The organism is Barnesiella intestinihominis YIT 11860 (genome assembly GCF_000296465.1).
Classification (GTDB): domain Bacteria; phylum Bacteroidota; class Bacteroidia; order Bacteroidales; family Barnesiellaceae; genus Barnesiella; species Barnesiella intestinihominis.
On sequence record NZ_JH815205.1, the window covers coordinates 566362 to 586179 of the forward strand.

The 19818-nt window shown below is 45.3% G+C and carries 15 protein-coding genes; 4 read left to right on the top strand and 11 right to left on the bottom strand.

The annotated features are described in order from the left end of the window. Positions 1 to 20 precede the first annotated feature (20 nt). Complete coding sequence (locus HMPREF9448_RS11270) at positions 21 to 1427, top strand: alkaline phosphatase (protein ID WP_008862701.1); 1407 nt, start codon at positions 21 to 23, stop codon at positions 1425 to 1427. A gap of 635 nt (positions 1428 to 2062) precedes the next feature. Here the strand turns inward: HMPREF9448_RS11270 and HMPREF9448_RS11275 are convergent. Together HMPREF9448_RS11275 and HMPREF9448_RS11280 are read right to left on the bottom strand one after the other, a co-directional pair. Then, positions 2063 to 2251, bottom strand: coding sequence for a PG1828 family lipoprotein (locus tag HMPREF9448_RS11275; protein WP_008862702.1), 189 nt, complete (start codon positions 2249 to 2251; stop codon positions 2063 to 2065). A 143-nt stretch (positions 2252 to 2394) separates the two neighbouring features. Further along, entirely contained in the window at positions 2395 to 4056 is a 1662-nt protein-coding gene (locus tag HMPREF9448_RS11280; RefSeq protein ID WP_008862703.1) for an AMP-binding protein, read from the bottom strand. Between the two features lie 223 nt (positions 4057 to 4279). Between HMPREF9448_RS11280 and mtaB the strand changes: the two genes are divergently transcribed. From mtaB to HMPREF9448_RS11295, 3 genes are read left to right on the top strand one after another with little or no spacing between them, the layout of a single operon-like run. After that, a complete protein-coding gene (mtaB, locus tag HMPREF9448_RS11285; RefSeq protein WP_008862704.1) occupies positions 4280 to 5596 on the top strand; it encodes a tRNA (N(6)-L-threonylcarbamoyladenosine(37)-C(2))-methylthiotransferase MtaB in 1317 nt (438 codons plus the stop codon). 9 nt (positions 5597 to 5605) lie between these two features. Further along, complete coding sequence (locus HMPREF9448_RS11290) at positions 5606 to 6517, top strand: lysophospholipid acyltransferase family protein (protein ID WP_008862705.1); 912 nt, start codon at positions 5606 to 5608, stop codon at positions 6515 to 6517. A 1-nt stretch (position 6518) separates the two neighbouring features. Then, positions 6519 to 7514, top strand: a complete 996-nt coding sequence (locus tag HMPREF9448_RS11295; protein ID WP_008862706.1) for a glycosyltransferase family 2 protein — start codon at positions 6519 to 6521, stop codon at positions 7512 to 7514. A gap of 9 nt (positions 7515 to 7523) precedes the next feature. Here the strand turns inward: HMPREF9448_RS11295 and HMPREF9448_RS14550 are convergent, their stop codons facing one another. The 9 genes from HMPREF9448_RS14550 to rimP form a co-directional block, all read right to left on the bottom strand. Next, on the bottom strand, positions 7524 to 8741 hold the full coding sequence (locus HMPREF9448_RS14550) for an aminotransferase class V-fold PLP-dependent enzyme (protein WP_008862707.1): 1218 nt from the start codon (positions 8739 to 8741) through the stop codon (positions 7524 to 7526). Between the two features lie 24 nt (positions 8742 to 8765). Beyond that, entirely contained in the window at positions 8766 to 10115 is a 1350-nt protein-coding gene (sufD, locus tag HMPREF9448_RS14555) for a Fe-S cluster assembly protein SufD (protein ID WP_008862708.1), read from the bottom strand. Between the two features lie 6 nt (positions 10116 to 10121). Further along, complete coding sequence (sufC, locus tag HMPREF9448_RS11310) at positions 10122 to 10877, bottom strand: Fe-S cluster assembly ATPase SufC (protein ID WP_008862709.1); 756 nt, start codon at positions 10875 to 10877, stop codon at positions 10122 to 10124. Positions 10878 to 10901: 24 nt separating this feature from the next. Continuing rightward, complete coding sequence (locus HMPREF9448_RS11315) at positions 10902 to 12827, bottom strand: hypothetical protein (RefSeq protein WP_008862710.1); 1926 nt, start codon at positions 12825 to 12827, stop codon at positions 10902 to 10904. 18 nt (positions 12828 to 12845) lie between these two features. Continuing rightward, positions 12846 to 14297, bottom strand: coding sequence for a Fe-S cluster assembly protein SufB (sufB, locus tag HMPREF9448_RS11320; protein ID WP_008862711.1), 1452 nt, complete (start codon positions 14295 to 14297; stop codon positions 12846 to 12848). A 2-nt stretch (positions 14298 to 14299) separates the two neighbouring features. Beyond that, positions 14300 to 14875 carry a CvpA family protein gene (locus tag HMPREF9448_RS11325; RefSeq protein ID WP_008862712.1) on the bottom strand — a complete coding sequence of 192 codons (576 nt, stop codon included), beginning with the start codon at positions 14873 to 14875 and terminating at the stop codon, positions 14300 to 14302. A gap of 147 nt (positions 14876 to 15022) precedes the next feature. Next, positions 15023 to 17932, bottom strand: a complete 2910-nt coding sequence (gene infB, locus HMPREF9448_RS11330) for a translation initiation factor IF-2 (RefSeq protein ID WP_008862713.1) — start codon at positions 17930 to 17932, stop codon at positions 15023 to 15025. Positions 17933 to 18020: 88 nt separating this feature from the next. Next, the gene (gene nusA, locus HMPREF9448_RS11335) at positions 18021 to 19274 is read right to left on the bottom strand and encodes a transcription termination factor NusA (protein WP_008862714.1); all 1254 of its coding nucleotides are present in this window, start codon (positions 19272 to 19274) and stop codon (positions 18021 to 18023) included. A gap of 1 nt (position 19275) precedes the next feature. Then, positions 19276 to 19743, bottom strand: a complete 468-nt coding sequence (gene rimP, locus HMPREF9448_RS11340) for a ribosome assembly cofactor RimP (protein ID WP_008862715.1) — start codon at positions 19741 to 19743, stop codon at positions 19276 to 19278. Positions 19744 to 19818: the final 75 nt, after the last annotated feature.

Below are 19818 nucleotides of genomic sequence, written 5' to 3' on the forward strand. Positions count from 1 at the left end.
ACATTAACACACAAAAGCCTATGAAACAATTTGCAAAAAAGTCTTTGGTTCTTTTCATCGCCCTATTCTTTACGGCCGCATTATCCGCAAAAACACCCAAATACATCTTTTATTGTATCGGTGACGGCATGAGTTTTGCCCATGTAATGGCAACCCAACTTTTCTACGAAAACGGGAACTATGAAGATGGAAACGAATCGCTGGTTTTCCTCGATTTCCCTGTCCGTTCCGCCATCAGAACCTATGCCAACAATAGTCTCATCACTTGCTCTGCTGCCGCAGGCACAGCATTGGCTACCGGCCATAAAACCAATTTAGCTCATATCGGAATCGGTCCTGACAAACAACCGTTAACCTCCGTTGCCAAACAACTGAGAGACAAAGGATATGCAATCGGAATTATCACCAGCGGGCAACTCGACGATGCTACCCCTGCGGCCTTTTATGCTGGGCAAATGCGAAACGACACCTACCAAATAGGTAAAGAAGGTGCAGATAGCCAATTCGATTTTTTAGCCGGGAGTACATTAATGAAACCATTTAACAGGAGAGACCCAAGCCAACCTTATATATACGACTACTATCGCCAAAAAGGCTACACGGTATGCCGAGGTCCGGAAGGCTATAACTCCAAAAAAAATGCAGACAAAATACTCCTAGTAGATACCGACACCACACTCAAAAAATGGTTACCCTACGTGATAGAAAGGGAGCCCGGTAAATTAGGTTTGGAGTTTATGGTTCAAGCCGGTATAGAAAAACTATATAAAAAGAAAAATAAAAAAGGATTTTTCATGATGATCGAAGGCGCAAGTATCGATCACGCTTCTCACCCCCGCGATATAGCTACGGCAATTAAGGAAACTATCGAATTCGATCGAAGTGTACGCTTGGCATACGAATTCTATAAGAAACACCCCGATGAAACTCTCATCATCGTAACCGCCGACCACGAAACCGGAGGGCTCACCATTGGAGAAACGACTACACACCCTTTCAACTGGGAGTATGTAAACTATCAGAAAATGTCCAAAGAATCCCTCTCCAAATTATTTCAAAAAATGAGAGAGACAGGAGAAATAGATACTTGGGAAAAAACAAAAAAAATATTGGCCGAGAACACCGGATTATGGGATAAAATTCCTGTAAACGCAGGGGAGGAGGCCCAGTTAATGCAATGCTACTACGAGACGATTGTTAAAAAAAGCAGTAAACAGGAAATTACACTATATGCAAAAAGCGAACCTCTCGTTGCCGATGCCATTGCTCTATTGAATAAAAAAATAGGAGTAGGCTGGACTAGCTTTTCACACACGGGTGGATTCGTTCCATTCTACGCCATCGGCTGCCAAGCCCGACAATTCGGAGCTTTGAACGATAACATTGAAATACCCAATACGATTCGGAAAATCATGAAAATAAAATAAGTCAATTGACTCCCATACTCCCCCAAAAACAATCTCTCTAAAAAAGTTACAGATTGTAATCGGCAAAAGGAAAGAGCCTAGTCAAACTCTATTTTGAGTATCGACTAGGCTCTTTTCATTGCCCTCGAAGATCTTCAAGTCTCAGGCTAAAAGTTTATCTTGGTTAAAATTGAGCATTGGCTTCCTTATTGCATTTCTCTCACGTTCCATGATCGGGCAGGGCACAGCAAAGCCTAAGGCTGACGATAACGTCCCATTCCAGTCTCTTCGAAGAAGAGTTAAAAGAGAGCATATTATGTTTTTTGAAGGTCTACCCCCTCGCCCTACGGGCACTCCCCCTATATTTTGCTGTGCAAAACACAGGGGAGAGAGGATTAAAACTATCCAACCTACTCTCTGCCGTGTCCCGTAACATTACGGGGTGCTGCGTTAGCAATAGGGGAGAAACCGAAGAAACAACAGTTGCTGAGGAGAGGGGGTGGAATATACAAGGACAATCCTCACTAATTATCGACTGAGTTCTGATTTCCTCTTGAACTATCATCAAGCACATGAACAACGAGCCGGACTAAAAATAAAAAGAGCTATCTCTCGCCCGAGAGTAGCTCCAATTCTTTCCTTGTTTAAGTTGCAAATTATTCAGCAACAACAGCAGCAGAGTCAACTGCAACAGAGTCAGCAGCAACAGTATCAACTACTTCTACTGCAACTTCTTCTACAACAGCAACGCTATCAGTAGCTTCTGTAGATTCAGCGGCTTTATTGCCACAAGAAGCGAAAGACATTGCAAATGCAACAGCGAAGAACAAAACTAACTTTTTCATTTCCTTCAAATTAAAGATAAAACAATATTTTTTTGCTTCAAAAACGCCACAAAGGTATATATTCTTTTTATATGTTGTACTCTTAATCTTACTTTTTTTTCAGAATCTTTCATTTTTTCTGTAAAAAATGATTCAAAAAAAGTTCAATTATCATATAAATATCGTTTTATACTCCTTTTAGGTGTTTTCTCGAATTCATTCGGATAAAGTTGAATGCGAGTAATCTGTTCATATGGAGCCAACATCTTATTTAAATTATTTCTGACCTCCTCCATAGCCATCGGTAAATCTCTATTAGAGACACCGTAACTATCCATCGCTTCATAGTCGGGACATACCAAAGCGACTAATTTCCCGTCCCGCTCGACAATTAGGCTTTCCATCACAAAAGGCATATTATTCAGTTTAGCCTCTATTTCCTCGGGATAAATATTTTGCCCGTTCGAAGTGAGAATCATTGTCTTAGAGCGACCCTTTATAAAAATAGTACCATCGGCGCTTATGGTTCCCATATCACCGGTATGCAACCACCCGTCCTCATCGAGAACCGCTTTCGTCGCCTCCTCGTTTTTATAATAACCTTTCATCACATGTTCGCCCCGCACACATATTTCACCGGGAATATTTTCCGGATCGAGAGAATCTATTTTGGTCTCTACATACCCGAACAATGTCCGCCCCGACGATCCCGGTCTAAACTCCCGATGGGGTGTATAACTGATCAACGGAGCGCATTCGGTCATTCCATATCCCACCGTAAAGGGAAATTTTATTTTATGCAAGAAAGTCTCTACCTCCCTATTTATCGGGGCTCCACCCACAATCACCTCCTCGAATCGGCCTCCGAAAGCATCGATCAGTTTCTTCCTCACCTGTCCGTAAATACGACTATCCAATATAGGAATATTTAACGCCCACCGCATAGGCGTTTTATTGAGCAACGGCTGTATCTGTTTTTTATAAATTTTTTCTAAAATCAAAGGAACACAAATAATCAAATTAGGTCTTATCTCTTCCAACGCTTTCAGCAAAATTTTAGGGGAAGGAATCTTACCCAACAACGTGATATGTGTACCCACGGCCAAAGGAACCAACAAATCGAAGGCACACCCGTAAGCATGAGCCAACGGTAGAAACGAAATGCATTTGCTACCTTTATAATGCAAGTGAGAACGAACACCGAACATGACATTCCCCGCCAAATTGTTCCCGGTTAGCATCACTCCCTTACTAAATCCGGTTGTCCCCGATGTATAATTAATCAAAATAACTTTGTCGTTATCCAAATCGGCATACTTGATGTCCTCTCTATTGAAACCGTTCGGATAAGTAGCTTTGAATTTCCGCTTCATCTCCCGCAAACACTTGGCAATCTCCTCGCCATCGCGTTGCACAAGGCAAGAAAAATCTTGTAAAGAAATAGCAGCCCTCACTTCGGGTAACTTCTCCATTTCGATATTTTCCCAAATATGATCGCCGACAAACAGCAACACCGAATCGGAATGATTGATAATATGATGTATATCATGAGGATTGAACTCTTGAAGGATCGGAACCAAAATAGCACCATACGAAACGGTAGCCATAAAGGCGATACACCAGTTAGACGTATTTTTTCCCACTAATGCGATCTTATCGCCTCTTCTGATTTGACAATGGCGAAAAAGGATATGCAATTTTGCGATTTCTCGCGCCATGTCTTCATACGTGAGCGTACGTTGTTCATTATAATCGGTCAAAGCTGGCAAATCCCAGTTTTCACGAAAACTCGACTCATATAGCTTTATAAAATTTTCGGGAATCATATTCAAGATTTAAATAGTTTGGCAACAAAGATAGTACAAACAAAAACAGAAACAAATGATATTCGGTTGTACCAAATCCTGTTTATTTGTGCATTTGCCGACAAATATACAACATAGTTTGCAAAATAGCTTCCTCATAAACAACTATTAGAAATCTATGGGAAGGTATTTTCAAACGAAATGAGTACCTTTGTTTTTTATTTTGCATTACGACCGGCTGAATATGATAGACGTCCATACATTCGAAAATAAAACAGCGGCCTACTATACATTGGGCTGTAAACTTAATTTTGCCGAGACCTCCACACTTGGAAAAATTCTCGAAGAAAACGGCATTCGCAAAGTACGACCGGGAGAGAAAGCAGACATTTGCGTGGTCAATACTTGTTCGGTAACCGAACTGGCCGATAAAAAATGTCGTCAGACAATCCGAAAGATAGCCCGGCAACACCCCGGAGCGTTTATTGTCGTCACCGGCTGCTATGCACAACTCAAACCCGAAGAAATATCCCATATTCCCGATGTCGATTTGATCTTAGGAGCTGAACAAAAACTCGATATCCTGCAATACTTGGGAGACTTGCAGAAAAAACAAAAAGGAAATATCGTCACGACCCCTACCAAAGACATCAAAAAATTCTCTCCCTCTTGTTCCCGAGGTGACCGCACCCGATATTTTTTAAAAGTTCAAGACGGTTGCGACTACTTCTGTACCTATTGTACAATTCCGTTCGCACGGGGCAGAAGCCGAAGCGGAACCATCGAACAACTTACCGCACAAGCTCGGGAAGTAGCCCTGTCCGGAGGAAAAGAAATTGTCATTACCGGAGTCAACATAGGAGACTTCGGCAAACAAACCGGAGAAACCTTTCTCGACCTCATCGAGTCCCTCGATCAAGTAGAAGGAATCGAACACTACCGTATATCCTCGATAGAACCCAATCTACTGACCGACGACATCATTTCGTTCGTGGCCCGATCGAAACGATTCGCCCCTCATTTCCATATACCTCTGCAATCGGGTAGCGACACCGTTTTGAAGTTGATGCACCGTCACTACGACACCGATTTATTTGCCCGTAAAATCGAAACCATACGGGAAAAGATACCCGATGCGTTCATCGGCGTCGATCTCATTACCGGTGTACGGGGCGAAACCGAAGAACTGTTCGAGGAAAGCCGTCGTTTCGTCGAAAGCCTCGACATTTCACAACTACACGTGTTTACCTACTCCGAAAGACCCGGAACGCAAGCGTTGAAAATCAATCCGGTCGTTCCTGTCCCCGAAAGACACGAGCGTTGCCGCCGCATGCTCGAAATCTCCGAGAAGAAATTGCACGACTTCTATTATAAATTCCAAGGGACAACACGTCCCGTATTGTTCGAGCAACCGCGTAAAGGAGCTCCCATGCACGGATTCACCGACAATTACATACGGGTAGAAATGCCCTATCGTAAAGAATGGATAAATACTTGTCGTCCTGTTAAATTAGGAGAATTTAACGAGTCGGGAGATGCTCTGCTCGCAATCGAAATATAAATTCGTGATATGAAAAAAGAGACTCTTCAAAATATCGTCTATTCTCCGCTTCACCTGTGGTTCAAACTGCATGCTATTCTGCCCATGCGGATACTATATATTCTATCCGATATTTTATATTTCCCTCTATATCACATCGTTCATTACAGAAAAAAACTAGTATCCGAAAATCTGCGCAAAGCGTTTCCCGATAAGACCGACAAGGAACTGAAACAACTGGAACAGAAATTTTATCACCACTTCTGCGACTATATCGTCGAAACTATAAAGCTAATGCATATCTCCGACGAGGAAATGCGTCGCCGCATGAAATTCGAACAGGTAGAAATCATAGACCGTCTCTTTGCAGAAAACCGCTCTATCATTATCCTGTTAGGGCATTTCGGTAATTGGGAATGGGTTCCGTCCGTAACGCTGTGGACCCACACACCCGATGTCATGTTCGCACAAATATATCGCCCCTTGAAAAACAAGTGGTTCGATCGTTTTTTCCTGAAACTTCGTTCCCGATTCGGTTCCGTATGTATTGCCAAACAAGATACGTTAAGAGCCATCTTACAAATGAAACGTTCGGGCAAACCGTCCATTACAGGCTTCATGTCCGATCAAACCCCCTCACCGACAAATATACACCATTGGGCCCGATTCCTTTCGCAAGACTCTCCCGTATTGACCGGATTCGAAAAAATCGCCCGTAAAACGGATTTCGCCGTTCTTTACTTCGATGTCGAAATCGTTAAGCGCGGATACTACAAAACGACTATACGGGAAATAGCCCTGCGCCCCAACGAACTGCCCGAATTCGAAATCACCGATCGCTACACGGCCATCATGGAAAAAACGATTCTCAGGAATCCGTGGGCATGGTTGTGGACTCACAAACGTTGGAAATACAAACACGAGGATTTTCCCGGTACATGATATGAAAAAAATCGCTGTCATTATACTCAACTGGAATGGAGCGGATTTACTGCGTAAATTTCTTCCTTCGGTATGTGCCCATACCAATGCCGATATAGCCGATGTCATAGTCGTTGACAATGGTTCCGACGATAACTCGGTCGAAGTTCTCAAACAGGAATTTCCACAAGTTAAAACGCTGCTATTCCCTCAAAATTACGGATTCGCCGCAGGCTACAACAAAGCGTTGGAGATGCTGGATTACAAATACGCCGTATTGCTTAACTCCGATGTCGAAACCACTCCACACTGGCTCGAACCTCTGTTGGAATTTGCGGAGGGCAATCTCGATGTAGCGGCTTGTCAACCCAAAATCAAGTCATTAAGGAAGCGTGAAGAATTCGAATACGCAGGTGCGGCCGGCGGATTTATCGATCGTTACGGTTACCCGTTCTGCCGGGGAAGAATTTTCAATACCCTCGAAACCGACCGGGGACAATACGACGATATATGCGACATCTTCTGGGCCAGTGGTGCGGCTCTTTTCGTCCGCTCTGAAATCTATAAAAAAGTCGGAGGATTAGATCCTTCATTCTTCGCGCACATGGAAGAGATTGATCTTTGCTGGCGCATCCATCTCGCAGGATACCGCATCGCTGTCGTACCGCAAAGCACGGTCTATCACTTGGGAGGAGCATCACTCGATGCCGCCAATCCCCGGAAAACCTATCTCAACTTTCGCAATAACCTTTTAATGCTGCACAAGAACCTGCCCTGCAAAGAAGGGAAAAAGACGCTGTTTGTCCGCAGGCTTTATGACACGCTGGCTTTTGTGCGATTCGCCCTTTTAGGACAGTTTTCCCATGCCCGTGCCATACTACGCGCCCACAACGACTTTCGGCAAATGCGTAAACGATACACCGAATTTCCGAATACCGATTTGTTAAAAACATTCCCCGAATCCGGGCGCAACATAACAATAGACTATTTTCTCAAAGGGAAAAAACGATTCCGATAAAAACCGGTTCTACCGAAACATCTGAACGACACGCTTCACAGCCGCAACAAATGCTTCCGCTTCGGCTTTCGTATTATATGCGGCGAACGAGGCTCGCACTGTACCCTCGATACCGAGAGAGGTCATTAACGGTTGTGCACAATGATGCCCCGTGCGAACGGCAACACCCAGTTTATCGAGCAACATACCCATATCGTAGTGGTGTATCCCGTCCACCAAAAACGAAATAACCGAACTTTTATGTTCCGAAGTACCGAATATACGCATACCTTCTATGTCTTGCAATCGATCGGTCGTATAACGCAACAATTCGTTTTCATGAGCGGCAATAGATTCCAATCCTATATGATCGACATAATCCAAAGCCGTCGCAAAAGCGCTCGTCCCCACATAGTCCGGTGTACCGGCCTCGAACTTGAAAGGCAACTCCCCGAAAGTCGTACCCGAAAAATCGACATGAGCGATCATCTCCCCGCCTCCTTGATAAGGAGGCATGGCATCGAGCCACTTTTCTTTACCGTATAACACACCTATCCCCGTAGGTCCATATACTTTATGAGCCGAGAACACATAGAAATCGGCATCGAGCTCCTGTACATTCACCCGCAAATGAGGTACGGCTTGTGCGCCGTCCACCAAGACAGGAACCCCCTGCGCATGAGCGTAAGCGATCATTTCACGCACCGGATTAATCGTCCCCAATACATTCGAGACATGGGCGACACCGACCAAACGAGTATGCCCATTGAAAAGAGACTTATATGTATCGACGTTCAAATCTCCACGTTCGTCGATGGGAACTACCCGGAGCTTGATATTGCGCCGGCGCTGCAAAAGTTGCCACGGCACGATATTGGCATGGTGTTCCATAACGGTGAGAATAATCTCGTCGCCGTCGTGCAGGAACTCATCTCCAAAAGAAGAAGCCACCAAATTGATTGCCTCCGTTGTTCCTCTTGTAAAAATAACTTCCGAAGACGAACCGGCCCCGATGAACTGTTGCACCCGACGGCGGGCAGCTTCGTGGGCATCGGTAGCCTCTTGGCTAAGCGTATGGACTCCACGATGCACGTTTGCATTTACCCGATAGTAAGTATCGGCAATATGATCGACCACACACTTGGGAGTCTGAGACGTAGCGCCGTTATCCAAATAGATTAACGGTCGTCCCGAAATCTCCCGACTCAGAATAGGAAAATCTTCCCTTATTTTTTCGACATCAAACATAACGGCACTCCTTTCTCATAAATCTTAATGACATGCTTGACAACCGGAGCATTTCGCCAACTCCCCACGGAACCTTTTCTCAACCAATTGGCGTAGCCGATCTTTCAAGGCATCGAGCCGTACCAACTCGATGACATCGTTGGTAAACGCAAACATCAACAACATGCGAGCTTCGGACTCGGGAATACCGCGCGACCGCATATAAAACAAGGCATTTTGGTCGAGCTGACCGACCGTGGCTCCATGACTACACTTCACATCGTCTGCATAAATTTCGAGTTGAGGTTTCGTGTACATTTTGGCGAGCGGGGATGCACACAAATTCTTATTACTCTGATAGGCTTCGGTTTTCTGCGCCCCGTGTCGAACCAATATGCGTCCACTGAACGAACCTCGCGCCGAATCGTTCAACACATATTTGAACAACTCGTTACTGTGGCAATGAGGCACGGCATGATCTATATGCGTATACGTATCGACGACCTGTCCTTTATCGGCGATAGCCATACCGCATAGAGACAATTCGGCATGCTCTCCTTCAAAAGCCGAATAGTAATTATTACGGGTTACTCCGTTATGCAATACGATACCATTGACCAATACGTTAGATCGTTCCCCTTGACGCACGAACACCGACGAAACTTTCGACGTATTCTCCGAGGACTCCTCTATATCGTAATAGTCGAACACAGCGTCGTCGTCCACGAATATCTCGCAAACTTGCGACGACAGGAATTTAACGGTGGCCTCGTCCGAGTGATCGCATACCAGCAATTTGGCCTGCGCCCGTTTTCCTACGACAATCAACAACCGGCGATTCACCATAAAATCGACATTGCCCCGAAGGATATTTACCAACTGTATAGGCTTTTCTACGATGACTCCGTCCGGAATATACAAAAAGAAACCGTCTTGGGCAAAAGCCGTGTTCAAGGCAACGGTCCCGTCTCGTTTCATATCGGCGACCTTTCCGTAATAACGCGATACCAAATCGGGGTATTGCAAGGACATGTCACAAAGGCTGCCCACCAAAACGCCGTCAGGGAGTTTAGATGATACCGGCTGAACCCGTTTGTAAAAAGAGTCATTGACAACGAAATAGAGCAACGTACTCAAATTAGGCACATCGCAACGAAACACTTCATAAGGATTGATCTCTATATCTATCCGACCCAGATTCAACCCGTAATCGGGAGAATAGACCGACTCTATATCTGTCCGCCGGTGTTCCTCGTCTTTCAAAGAGGGTAATCCCCGACTCTCCAACAAAGCCACAGCCTCTTCGCGCAACCCGTTCATCACTGCCGACGAATGGCTGTTTATCAAATTTTTTTGAGACCTATATAAATCTATATATTGTTGTACTGCACCCATATCGACTTAAATTTCGCCCAACTCTTTTTTTATCCAGTCATACCCGCGCTCTTCCAATTCAAGAGCCAATTCGGGACCGCCCGATTTCACGATTCTCCCCTTATAGAGCACATGGACGAAATCGGGGGCAATATAGTCCAACAAACGTTGATAGTGTGTGATGACAATCGTCGCGTTCTTCTCGGACTTCAATTTATTCACACCACCGGCAACAATACGCAGGGCATCGATGTCCAGCCCGCTGTCGGTCTCATCGAGAATGGAAAGACGGGGTTCGAGCATAGCCATCTGGAATATCTCGTTCCGTTTCTTTTCTCCACCCGAAAAACCCTCATTTACCGAGCGACCGGCCAGTTTATTATCCAACTCCACAATCTCCCGCTTTTCCCGCATAAGTTTCAAGAAATCGGTAGCCGACAATGGTTCAAGGCCTCTGTACTTGCGTTGCTCGTTCACAGCCGTGCGCATGAAATTAACCATACTCACACCCGGTATCTCCACCGGATATTGAAAACTCAAAAATATACCTTCGTGAGAACGATCCTCGGGTGACAAAGCCAAAAGGTCTTTCCCATAAAACTCGACCGAGCCACGAGTCACCTCATAAGCCGGATTACCGGTCAATACGGCGGAAAGCGTACTTTTCCCCGAACCGTTAGGCCCCATAATCGCATGCACCTCGCCCGGTTTCACTTCGAGGTTTATCCCTTTCAATATCTCTTTGCCATTTATGCTGGCATGTAAATCTTCAATCTTCAACATAGATATTTCGTTTTATTCTTTTCTTTATTTATTCCCTGCCGTTACTGCGACTACTTGTCCCGCCACGACATATACACCACAAGGCAAATAGTCGGTATTCAAACCCTCAACTACATTCATTATCTTCACTATTTGTCCCGTCACTTTGTAAACAGGCAACTGCATCGACCGATCACTTTGTACGAACAAACGTCCGTTTGCAGCGTACACTCGGCCCACCGAATGATCTGCCGGCGAATCCACTCCATCGACAATACGGTCAATATGCACCGGATAGCCGTCGTTTTCCCCGGGAATATATCCCCAATTCCGGCATGAAGTGCCACCTTTCATCGCATTATTATTCAACGCTTCCAAAAAACCGCTTCCGGCAGACTGCATCTCTGCTGTGCTATACGCAATACCGTTCTCGCCGACTTCTGTACCTTCTATGACTGCATCACTGTTATAATAACAAAAATGCACGTTCGACTCACTCAACCGGCACACCTTGACACCAGCGACATCGCTACATACATCGCCCGTCGAATAACTATTCCACAATAACTTATAAGCCTTTCCCACCAAGCCTCCAACGCTTCCCTGTGAAGAACCTTCCTCATCTATATGCGCATCGATTAAAGAGATATTTCCTCGATTATAGCTATTGTACACCGGTTCTTCACAATATCCGACCAGTCCACCTGCATAAATAGCATTCCAACGGGACGAAGATCGGGGAGCCGAACTTTCGATTTTCAAACCTCCACGATTCCAGCAATCTACAACCGGGCAATCTGTATTCTGACCCATCACTCCCCCGACCGACAACATCGAACCATTCGATTTAACCTCGATCTCACCTTCGTTGCCACAAGTGTACAACGAATCGGTTTGCGAACTATTATAAAAGGAATAAGAGCAAACACCTCCTACCTGTACTTCAAAACCATCGCTTTCACAAATCACGGAGTCCTTATTGAAACTGTACGTTATACCCACGCTCGCCGAGGAAACCCCGCCGACATAAGCACTCCCTTCATGGGCATTCACCTTAACGACCGAATGGTTCTCGCAACTATCCACCCGGAATGAATAATTACTTGAAATTCCGCCCACCGACACACTTCCCGAAGTATTGCCCGACACGAAAATATTTCCCCGGTTCGTACAAGAGACAATACGATTCTCTTTACCATAAACCGGTCCGCATCTACCCACAAGACCCGACACCCTTATGTCGACCACATCACTGTGAACATCTACGGTCATATGCCCCTCATTGGAACAGCCGATGAGTTTCATATCATCGGCATGAGCCACAATTCCACTTACCGAACAGATGGTCTCATGGGTCTCGCTACCCCATATTACAGAAGTAACCACGACATCGGCTCGATTGACACAACGAATAAAACGGGACTCATCACCCACCGCCGCTATCGCACCTATCTCCAAATCCAAGTCCCCGAAAGAAAAGTAATAGGTTCCGGATACTTCTACCCGGCAAGTCTCATCTAACGTCAAGTCCCTTATTTCGGCATTTCGAACCGTACCGAACAAACCGGCCACGACACGCTTGTAATCGTATCCTTCGCCTTCTTCTGCCGGCACGACCGTCAAACCGCTGATCTTATGACCGTCACCATCGAATACGCCGCTAAAATAACTACCAAACTGCTCGTTAACAGGTGTTATCCACTTATGTGCCGACATATCCATATCGGCCGCCAATCGAACGGTCTTGTTCGGATAATTCCACAGCGAACTTGTCATATATTCACCAAAAGCAGCGAACTCCTCGGGCGTGGAAATAATCATCACATCGTTATCGAAATTCTTGTCAAGCCATTCTTCATCGTAATTCCCTTCATCGAACCACGAGCCCTCTTGCGCCGAAACAGGAAAAACCTCCACAGCCAAAACACTCAATAACACAATGAGAAAAAAACGATACGCAATCCTTTTCATATCATTCTACTATTTTCCTTAACCTACCGAACCTTCCAACGAGATCTGCAATAGCTTTTGCGCTTCAACGGCAAACTCCATAGGCAGTTTATTCATCACCTCTTTGGCATATCCGTTCACGATAAGACCCACGGCATCCTCGGTAGGGATTCCACGCTGGTTACAATAGAATATTTGGTCTTCATTGATTTTCGAAGTAGTCGCTTCATGCTCTACCACGGCCGAATCATTCAGAATCTCCATATACGGGAAAGTATGCGCCCCGCAATCGGAACTCAACAACAGACTGTCACACTGGGTAAAGTTCCTTGCATTCTCGGCACTCGGCAACACTTTCACGAGTCCTCGATAGCTATTCTGGCTACGACCCGCCGAAATACCCTTCGACACGATCGTACTGCGGGTGTTTTTCCCAATATGTATCATCTTCGTTCCCGTGTCGGCTTGTTGATAATTATTGGTAACAGCCACCGAATAAAACTCCCCGACCGAATGATCGCCCGCCAGCACACAACTGGGATATTTCCAAGTAATGGCCGACCCCGTCTCCACCTGCGTCCAAGAGAGCTTAGAGTGATCGCCTTTGCACATGCCTCGCTTCGTCACGAAATTATAGATACCGCCTTTCCCGTCCTTGTCGCCCGGATACCAATTCTGCACGGTCGAATATTTCACTTCGGCACGATCATGCACTACAATTTCCACGATAGCTGCGTGCAATTGATTCTCATCACGCATAGGAGCCGTACAACCTTCGAGATAGCTCACATAGCTGTCGTCATCGGCAACAATCAATGTTCGTTCGAACTGTCCCGTATTAGCGGCGTTGATACGGAAATAGGTAGATAATTCCATAGGACACCGGACTCCTTTGGGGATATAAACGAACGAGCCGTCACTGAATACGGCCGAGTTAAGCGCTGCAAAAAAATTGTCCCGATACGAAACAACCGAGCCTAAATAACGTTTCACCAAATCGGGATAATCTTTCACCGCCTCGCTGAACGAGCAGAAAATGACACCCAATTCGGCCAGTTTTTCCCGAAAAGTTGTCCGTACCGACACACTATCCATCACCGCATCGACCGCTATACCCGACAGTTTCATCTGTTCTTCGAGCGAAATTCCCAGCTTGTCGAATGTCTTGCGTAGCTCAGGATCCACTTCATCGAGGCTTTTCGGAGCCTCTTTGGTCTTGGGAGCGGCATAATAACTGATAGCCTGATAGTCTATATCGGGAATATTCAAATGAGCCCAATGCGGCATTTCGAGCGTCTTCCAGTAAGCGTATGCTTTCAGACGGAATTCAAGTAACCATTCCGGCTCCTTTTTCTTCTCCGAAATATGGCGGATAATATCCTCGTTCAATCCGGTAGGAATAATATCTGTCTCTATATCGGTTACAAATCCGTATTTATAATCGTTAGTAGTAACGTCGTTTAATATTTCATTTGAATTATCCTGTTTCATTTTTAATCTGCTTTACAATTTTCACAACAGAGATACGGCTCGTTGCATATCGAATAAGGTATAAACAATCCCCTCGTCGGTTTGGTTTCCGAAACGAACTGCTCTTGTGCCCTCGAAAAGAGCAACGGAGCTACACGCAATGTATATCCATAGAACTGTGACGAAGCCGTCTCTTTTTCCGGAATCAGTTTACCCTTAGGATCGATAATATGGACGAGATTAAGCACTATACTCAATATGACCAAATATTTGACGGCGCCGAACAAAGCCCCGGCCAATCTATCGAGCCACCCCAATGCCACATGATGCGTAATGTGATGTATCAGCCTCATCAGTTGAACGCATATAATGTACACGATAAGGAACAATAACGAATATGCGATAACCCGGCTTACACCCTCGGGCAAATCGAACATCTCCCTCAACAACGCAGAGAACGAACTTCCGAAAAATCGGGCGACGACTATACCTGCGATAAACCCGCCCAACGAACCTACCTGACGGATAACCCCTTTGATGAGTCCGTACAGAAAACCTATAACGGCGATCAATAGGATAGTAAAATCAACATAATTCATCTCTCACACTCCCGATTCTTAACCCTGCAAAATTACTTTTTTATTTTGAATACTCCGTATTTCCGCCTTATTATCCGTCAAAGACGATAACAAAGGCCACCCCGTACCTACGAGGCAGCCTCTCTATTCCCGAAAAACGTTTCTTTCTTAAAGCGTCTTTTTCACTTCTACCTCTTCATAAGCCTCTACGAGATCGCCTATCTTAACATCGTTGTAGTTCGTGATGTTCAATCCGCATTCAAATCCCGTAGTCACCTCTTTAACATCGTCTTTGAAGCGTTTCAGAGAACCTAAATCTCCGCTATAAATCACGATACCGTCTCGTATCAAACGTATCTTGCTCGACCGTTTCAGCTTACCTTCCTTCACGATACAGCCGGCAACCGTACCGACTTTCGTAATATGATAAGTTTCCAAAACCTCGGCCGTACCCAATATCTCCTCTTTGATTTCGGGAGACAACATACCTTCCATAGCCGATTTAACCTCCTCGATAGCATCGTAGATGATCGAATAGAGACGTATATCGACTCCTTCTTTCTCGGCCAATCGGCGAGCAGCCACGGAGGGTCTCACTTGGAATCCGATGATAATAGCATTGGATGCGGCGGCCAACGTAATATCCGATTCGGATATTTGTCCTACGGCCTTATGCAATACATTGATTTGTATTTCGGGGGTGGATAGTTTGATAAGCGAATCGCTCAAAGCCTCCACCGATCCGTCCACATCGCCCTTCACAACCAAATTCAACTCTTGGAAATTGCCGACAGCTATACGACGACCTATATCGTCGAGGGTCAATAACTTGTGAGTACGCAAGCCCAATTCACGTTGCAATTGTTCGCGTTTATTGGCAATCTCGCGTGCCTCTTGCTCCGTATCCATCACATGGAACACATCACCTGCCTGAGGAGCACCGTTCAAACCGAGAATCTGAACGGGAGCCGACGGACCGGCAACTTCGATACGGGCATTTCTTTCGTTGAACATAGCTTTTACCTTTCCGTGATTGGTTCCCGCCAACACGACATCGCCTTTATGCAAAGTCCCGTTTTGTACCAATACGGTAGCAACATATCCACGCCCTTTATCCAAAGTGGACTCGATAATCGAACCGGTAGCCCTCCGGTTGGGATTCGCTTTTAAGTCGAGCAATTCGGCCTCCAACAAAACCTTTTCCATCAATTCATGTACTCCGGTTCCTTTTTTAGCCGAAATCTCCTGCGACTGATATTTACCGCCCCAATCTTCTACGAGGTAGTTCATATTAGCCAACTCCTCTTTAATCTTGTCAGGATTGGCATTCGGCTTGTCAATCTTATTGATAGCGAACACAATGGGAACACCGGCTGCCGAAGCATGATTGATGGCCTCGACAGTTTGGGGCATTACATTGTCGTCGGCAGCGACGATAATAATGGCGATATCGGTCATCTGAGCTCCGCGGGCACGCATAGCCGTAAATGCCTCGTGACCCGGAGTATCGAGGAAAGTGATACGACGTCCATCTTCCAATTTCACATTATATGCACCGATATGCTGAGTGATACCTCCGGCTTCCCCGGCAATCACATTCGAATTGCGAATATAGTCGAGTAATGAAGTTTTACCATGATCCACGTGTCCCATCACGGTCACGACAGGAGGACGAGATGTCAAATCTTCTTCCCTATCCTCTTCTTCATGAATAGCCTCGACCACCTCGGCACTTACATATTCGGTCTTAAAACCGAATTCTTCCGCAACGATATTGATCGTCTCGGCATCGAGACGCTGATTGATCGACACCATCATGCCGATACTCATACAGGTAGCGATAACCTCGTTCACCTGAACATTCATCATCGAAGCCAAATCGTTTGCCGTAACAAACTCAGTCAGCTTCAACACTTTACTTTCAGCTTCCTCCATTTCGGCGAGCTCACGTTCGCGATTCGAGAAAGCCTCTCGTTTTTCTTTACGCCATTTAGCCGATTTCTTCTGTCCTTTTGTATTATTGGTGAGGCGAGCCAATGTTTCTTTTATCTGCTTTTGTACATCTTCTTCGCTCACCTCGGCCTTTATAGGACGTTGTTTTTGTTTATTCGGTCTATTTCCTCCGTTATTTTTACCATTTCCTCCACGGGAGGGTTGTCCACCCATCGATGAAATGCTTTTCGATATATCTACCTTTTCTTTACTGATTCGTTGACGCTTCCTACGTTCACCACCTTGCTGATTAGTATCGTCACCGCCGGCAGCCTTGTGTGATTCTTGTCTCTGCTTCTCTTTACTCTCCCGCTCTTTACGTTTTTCCTCCTTCGTCTTTTTCTTCGGACGAGTTTGTTGATTCAACGCATCGAGATCTATTTTACCGACGACATTGATATTCGAGGTAAACGCCGGACGATTAATGGTAAACACCTCGTCTTCATGGGATTCCTCAACTTCCTTTTTTTCTTTAACCTCTTGCTCGACAACCGCCTCTTTTACTTTCGGTTCAACTATTTGAGGTTCTGGTTTCGATTGAGAGACAACCTCTTGTTTAGGTTCGGCGACCAGCTTGTTCTCTTCTTCGGTAGGCTTCACTTCTTCACGGGCCGACACCGCCGGCTCTGGTTTTTCCTCTTTCGTTTTCACTTCGACCTTGTTCTCCTCCGATTTAACCGGCTCTTTCTTCTCTACCGGATTTTCCTTTTTATGTTCGGACGACTTCGGACGATTCAAAGCGTCGAGATCTATTTGACCGACCACTTTCGGGCGTTGTGTCTCGGGGATAATTGTTTTCAGCTCCTTCGGTTCTTCCTTTATTGCCGATGAAGAATTACCCTCCTCCGATTCGGTAGCCGATGTAGCCTTGCTCTTTTCCTTATGACGTTCAAGACTAATGCTCTCCGATTCGAGTTTCAAATTTTTGTCCTTACTGAACTCCTTGACAAGCAGTGCATACTGTTCGTCGGTTATCTTGGTGTTAGGGTTAGCTTCAACCGTAAAACCTTTCTTTTGAAGAAATTCGACCGCCGTCTGAATTCCTACATTCAAGTCTCTTGCTACTTTATTTAACCTTATCGACATACTCAGTTTTAGTTTATAAATAATGGAAGAATTAAAGATGCCTCCGACAAAGGCACAAAGGCCGCATTGTATCGGTCCCGAAAACGAATTACTCTTCAAACTCCGCTTTCAAAATAGCGAGAACTTCGTCCACGGTGTTCTCTTCGAGGTCGGCTTTCTCGATCAATGTTTCACGAGGCAACGCAAGCACACTCTTCGCAGTGGCGCATCCGATACCTTTCAAGGCCTCAATCACCCAGTCGTCGATTTCGTCGCTGAATTCGTCGAGGTAAATGTCCTCCTCTTCTTCCTCGTCTATATCTCTGTAAACATCAATATTGTAACCCGTAAGCATGCAAGCCAACTTAATATTCAAGCCGCCTTTACCGATAGCCAACGAGACCTCCTCGGGTTTAAGAAATACTTCTGCTTTCTTCTCCTCTTCATTCAACCGAATCGAAGAAATCTTAGCCGGACTCAAAGCGCGTTGTATAAACAGTGATGGATTAGCCGTGTAATTAATGACATCGATATTTTCATTGCGCAATTCCCGAACAATACCATGTATACGCGAACCTTTCACACCCACGCAAGCTCCTACCGGATCGATACGATCGTCATACGATTCAACGGCAATTTTAGCACGCTCTCCCGGAATACGGGCAATCGCCCTTATCAAAATCAAACCATCGTGAATTTCGGGCACTTCGAGCTCGAAAAGACGGCGAAGAAATTCATTGGACGTGCGGGATACCAAAATTTTAGGATTATTGTTCTTGTTATCGACTTCCAACACGACAGCCCGTACGGTCTCACCTTTCCGGTAAAAATCCGAAGGTATCTGTTCGGCTTTCGGCAGCAACAACTCATTACCGTCGTCATCGATCAACAACATCTCCTTTTTCCAAATCTGGTAAACTTCGGCACTTACCAACTCGCCTATTTTATCTTTATATCTATTGTAAATGGCATCTTTTTGCAAATCGAGAATCTTCGAAGCCAGCGTTTGGCGCAAGTTCAAGATAGCTCGACGACCGAATTTCTCGAAATGCACCTCGTCGGTCATCTCCTCGCCGACCTCGAAATCGGGGTCGGTTTTCCGAGCCTCCGACAAAGAAACCTGCAAATTACTGTCGGTCACCGCTCCGTCTTCCACAATCTCACGGTTACGCCATATTTCGAAATCCCCCTTCGTCGGATTCACGATTATATCGAAGTTTTCATCGGTCCCGAACATCTTTGCCAATACGTTGCGGAAAGATTCTTCCAGCACACTAATCATCGTAGTTATTTCGATGTTCTTCAACTCTTTGAACTCTGCAAAGGTATCGACCATGCTAACGGGTTCCTCTTTTTTTGCCATATTATTTAAATCTGATTAGATATTTTGTATATTTTACTTCATCATATCCAAAAGCGAGGTCTTCCTCGACCTCCACTTTTCGTTTACTGGTTTCGCTCTTTACTTTCTTGGTTATCGTCACGACAAATTTCTCCGAATCGGCACTTTTCAATATCCCCGAAAGTTTCATGCCGTTTTTGGTCAACAATTCCACTTCCTTGCCTATATTTTTCTTGTACTGTCCGAGGACTTTGAACGGAGAGGTAATCCCTGCCGACCCAACCTCCAATTCATAATCTTCGACATCTCGGTCGAGCTTCGATTCCAAAAAACGATGTAACGCCACGCAGCGATCTATATCCACACCCTCCTCGTTGTCTATTTCCACGACAATCACATTATCGGGTTTTACTTGTACATCGACTACGAAACAGTCGCTTCCGGTCAACCCTTCTTCAACAAATGCCTCTATTTCTTTTTTATCTATCATAACGACTCTATGCAAAGAAAAAAACGAGGGGACATCATTGCCCCCTCTTCCATTCCAACCGCCACAAAGATAGCA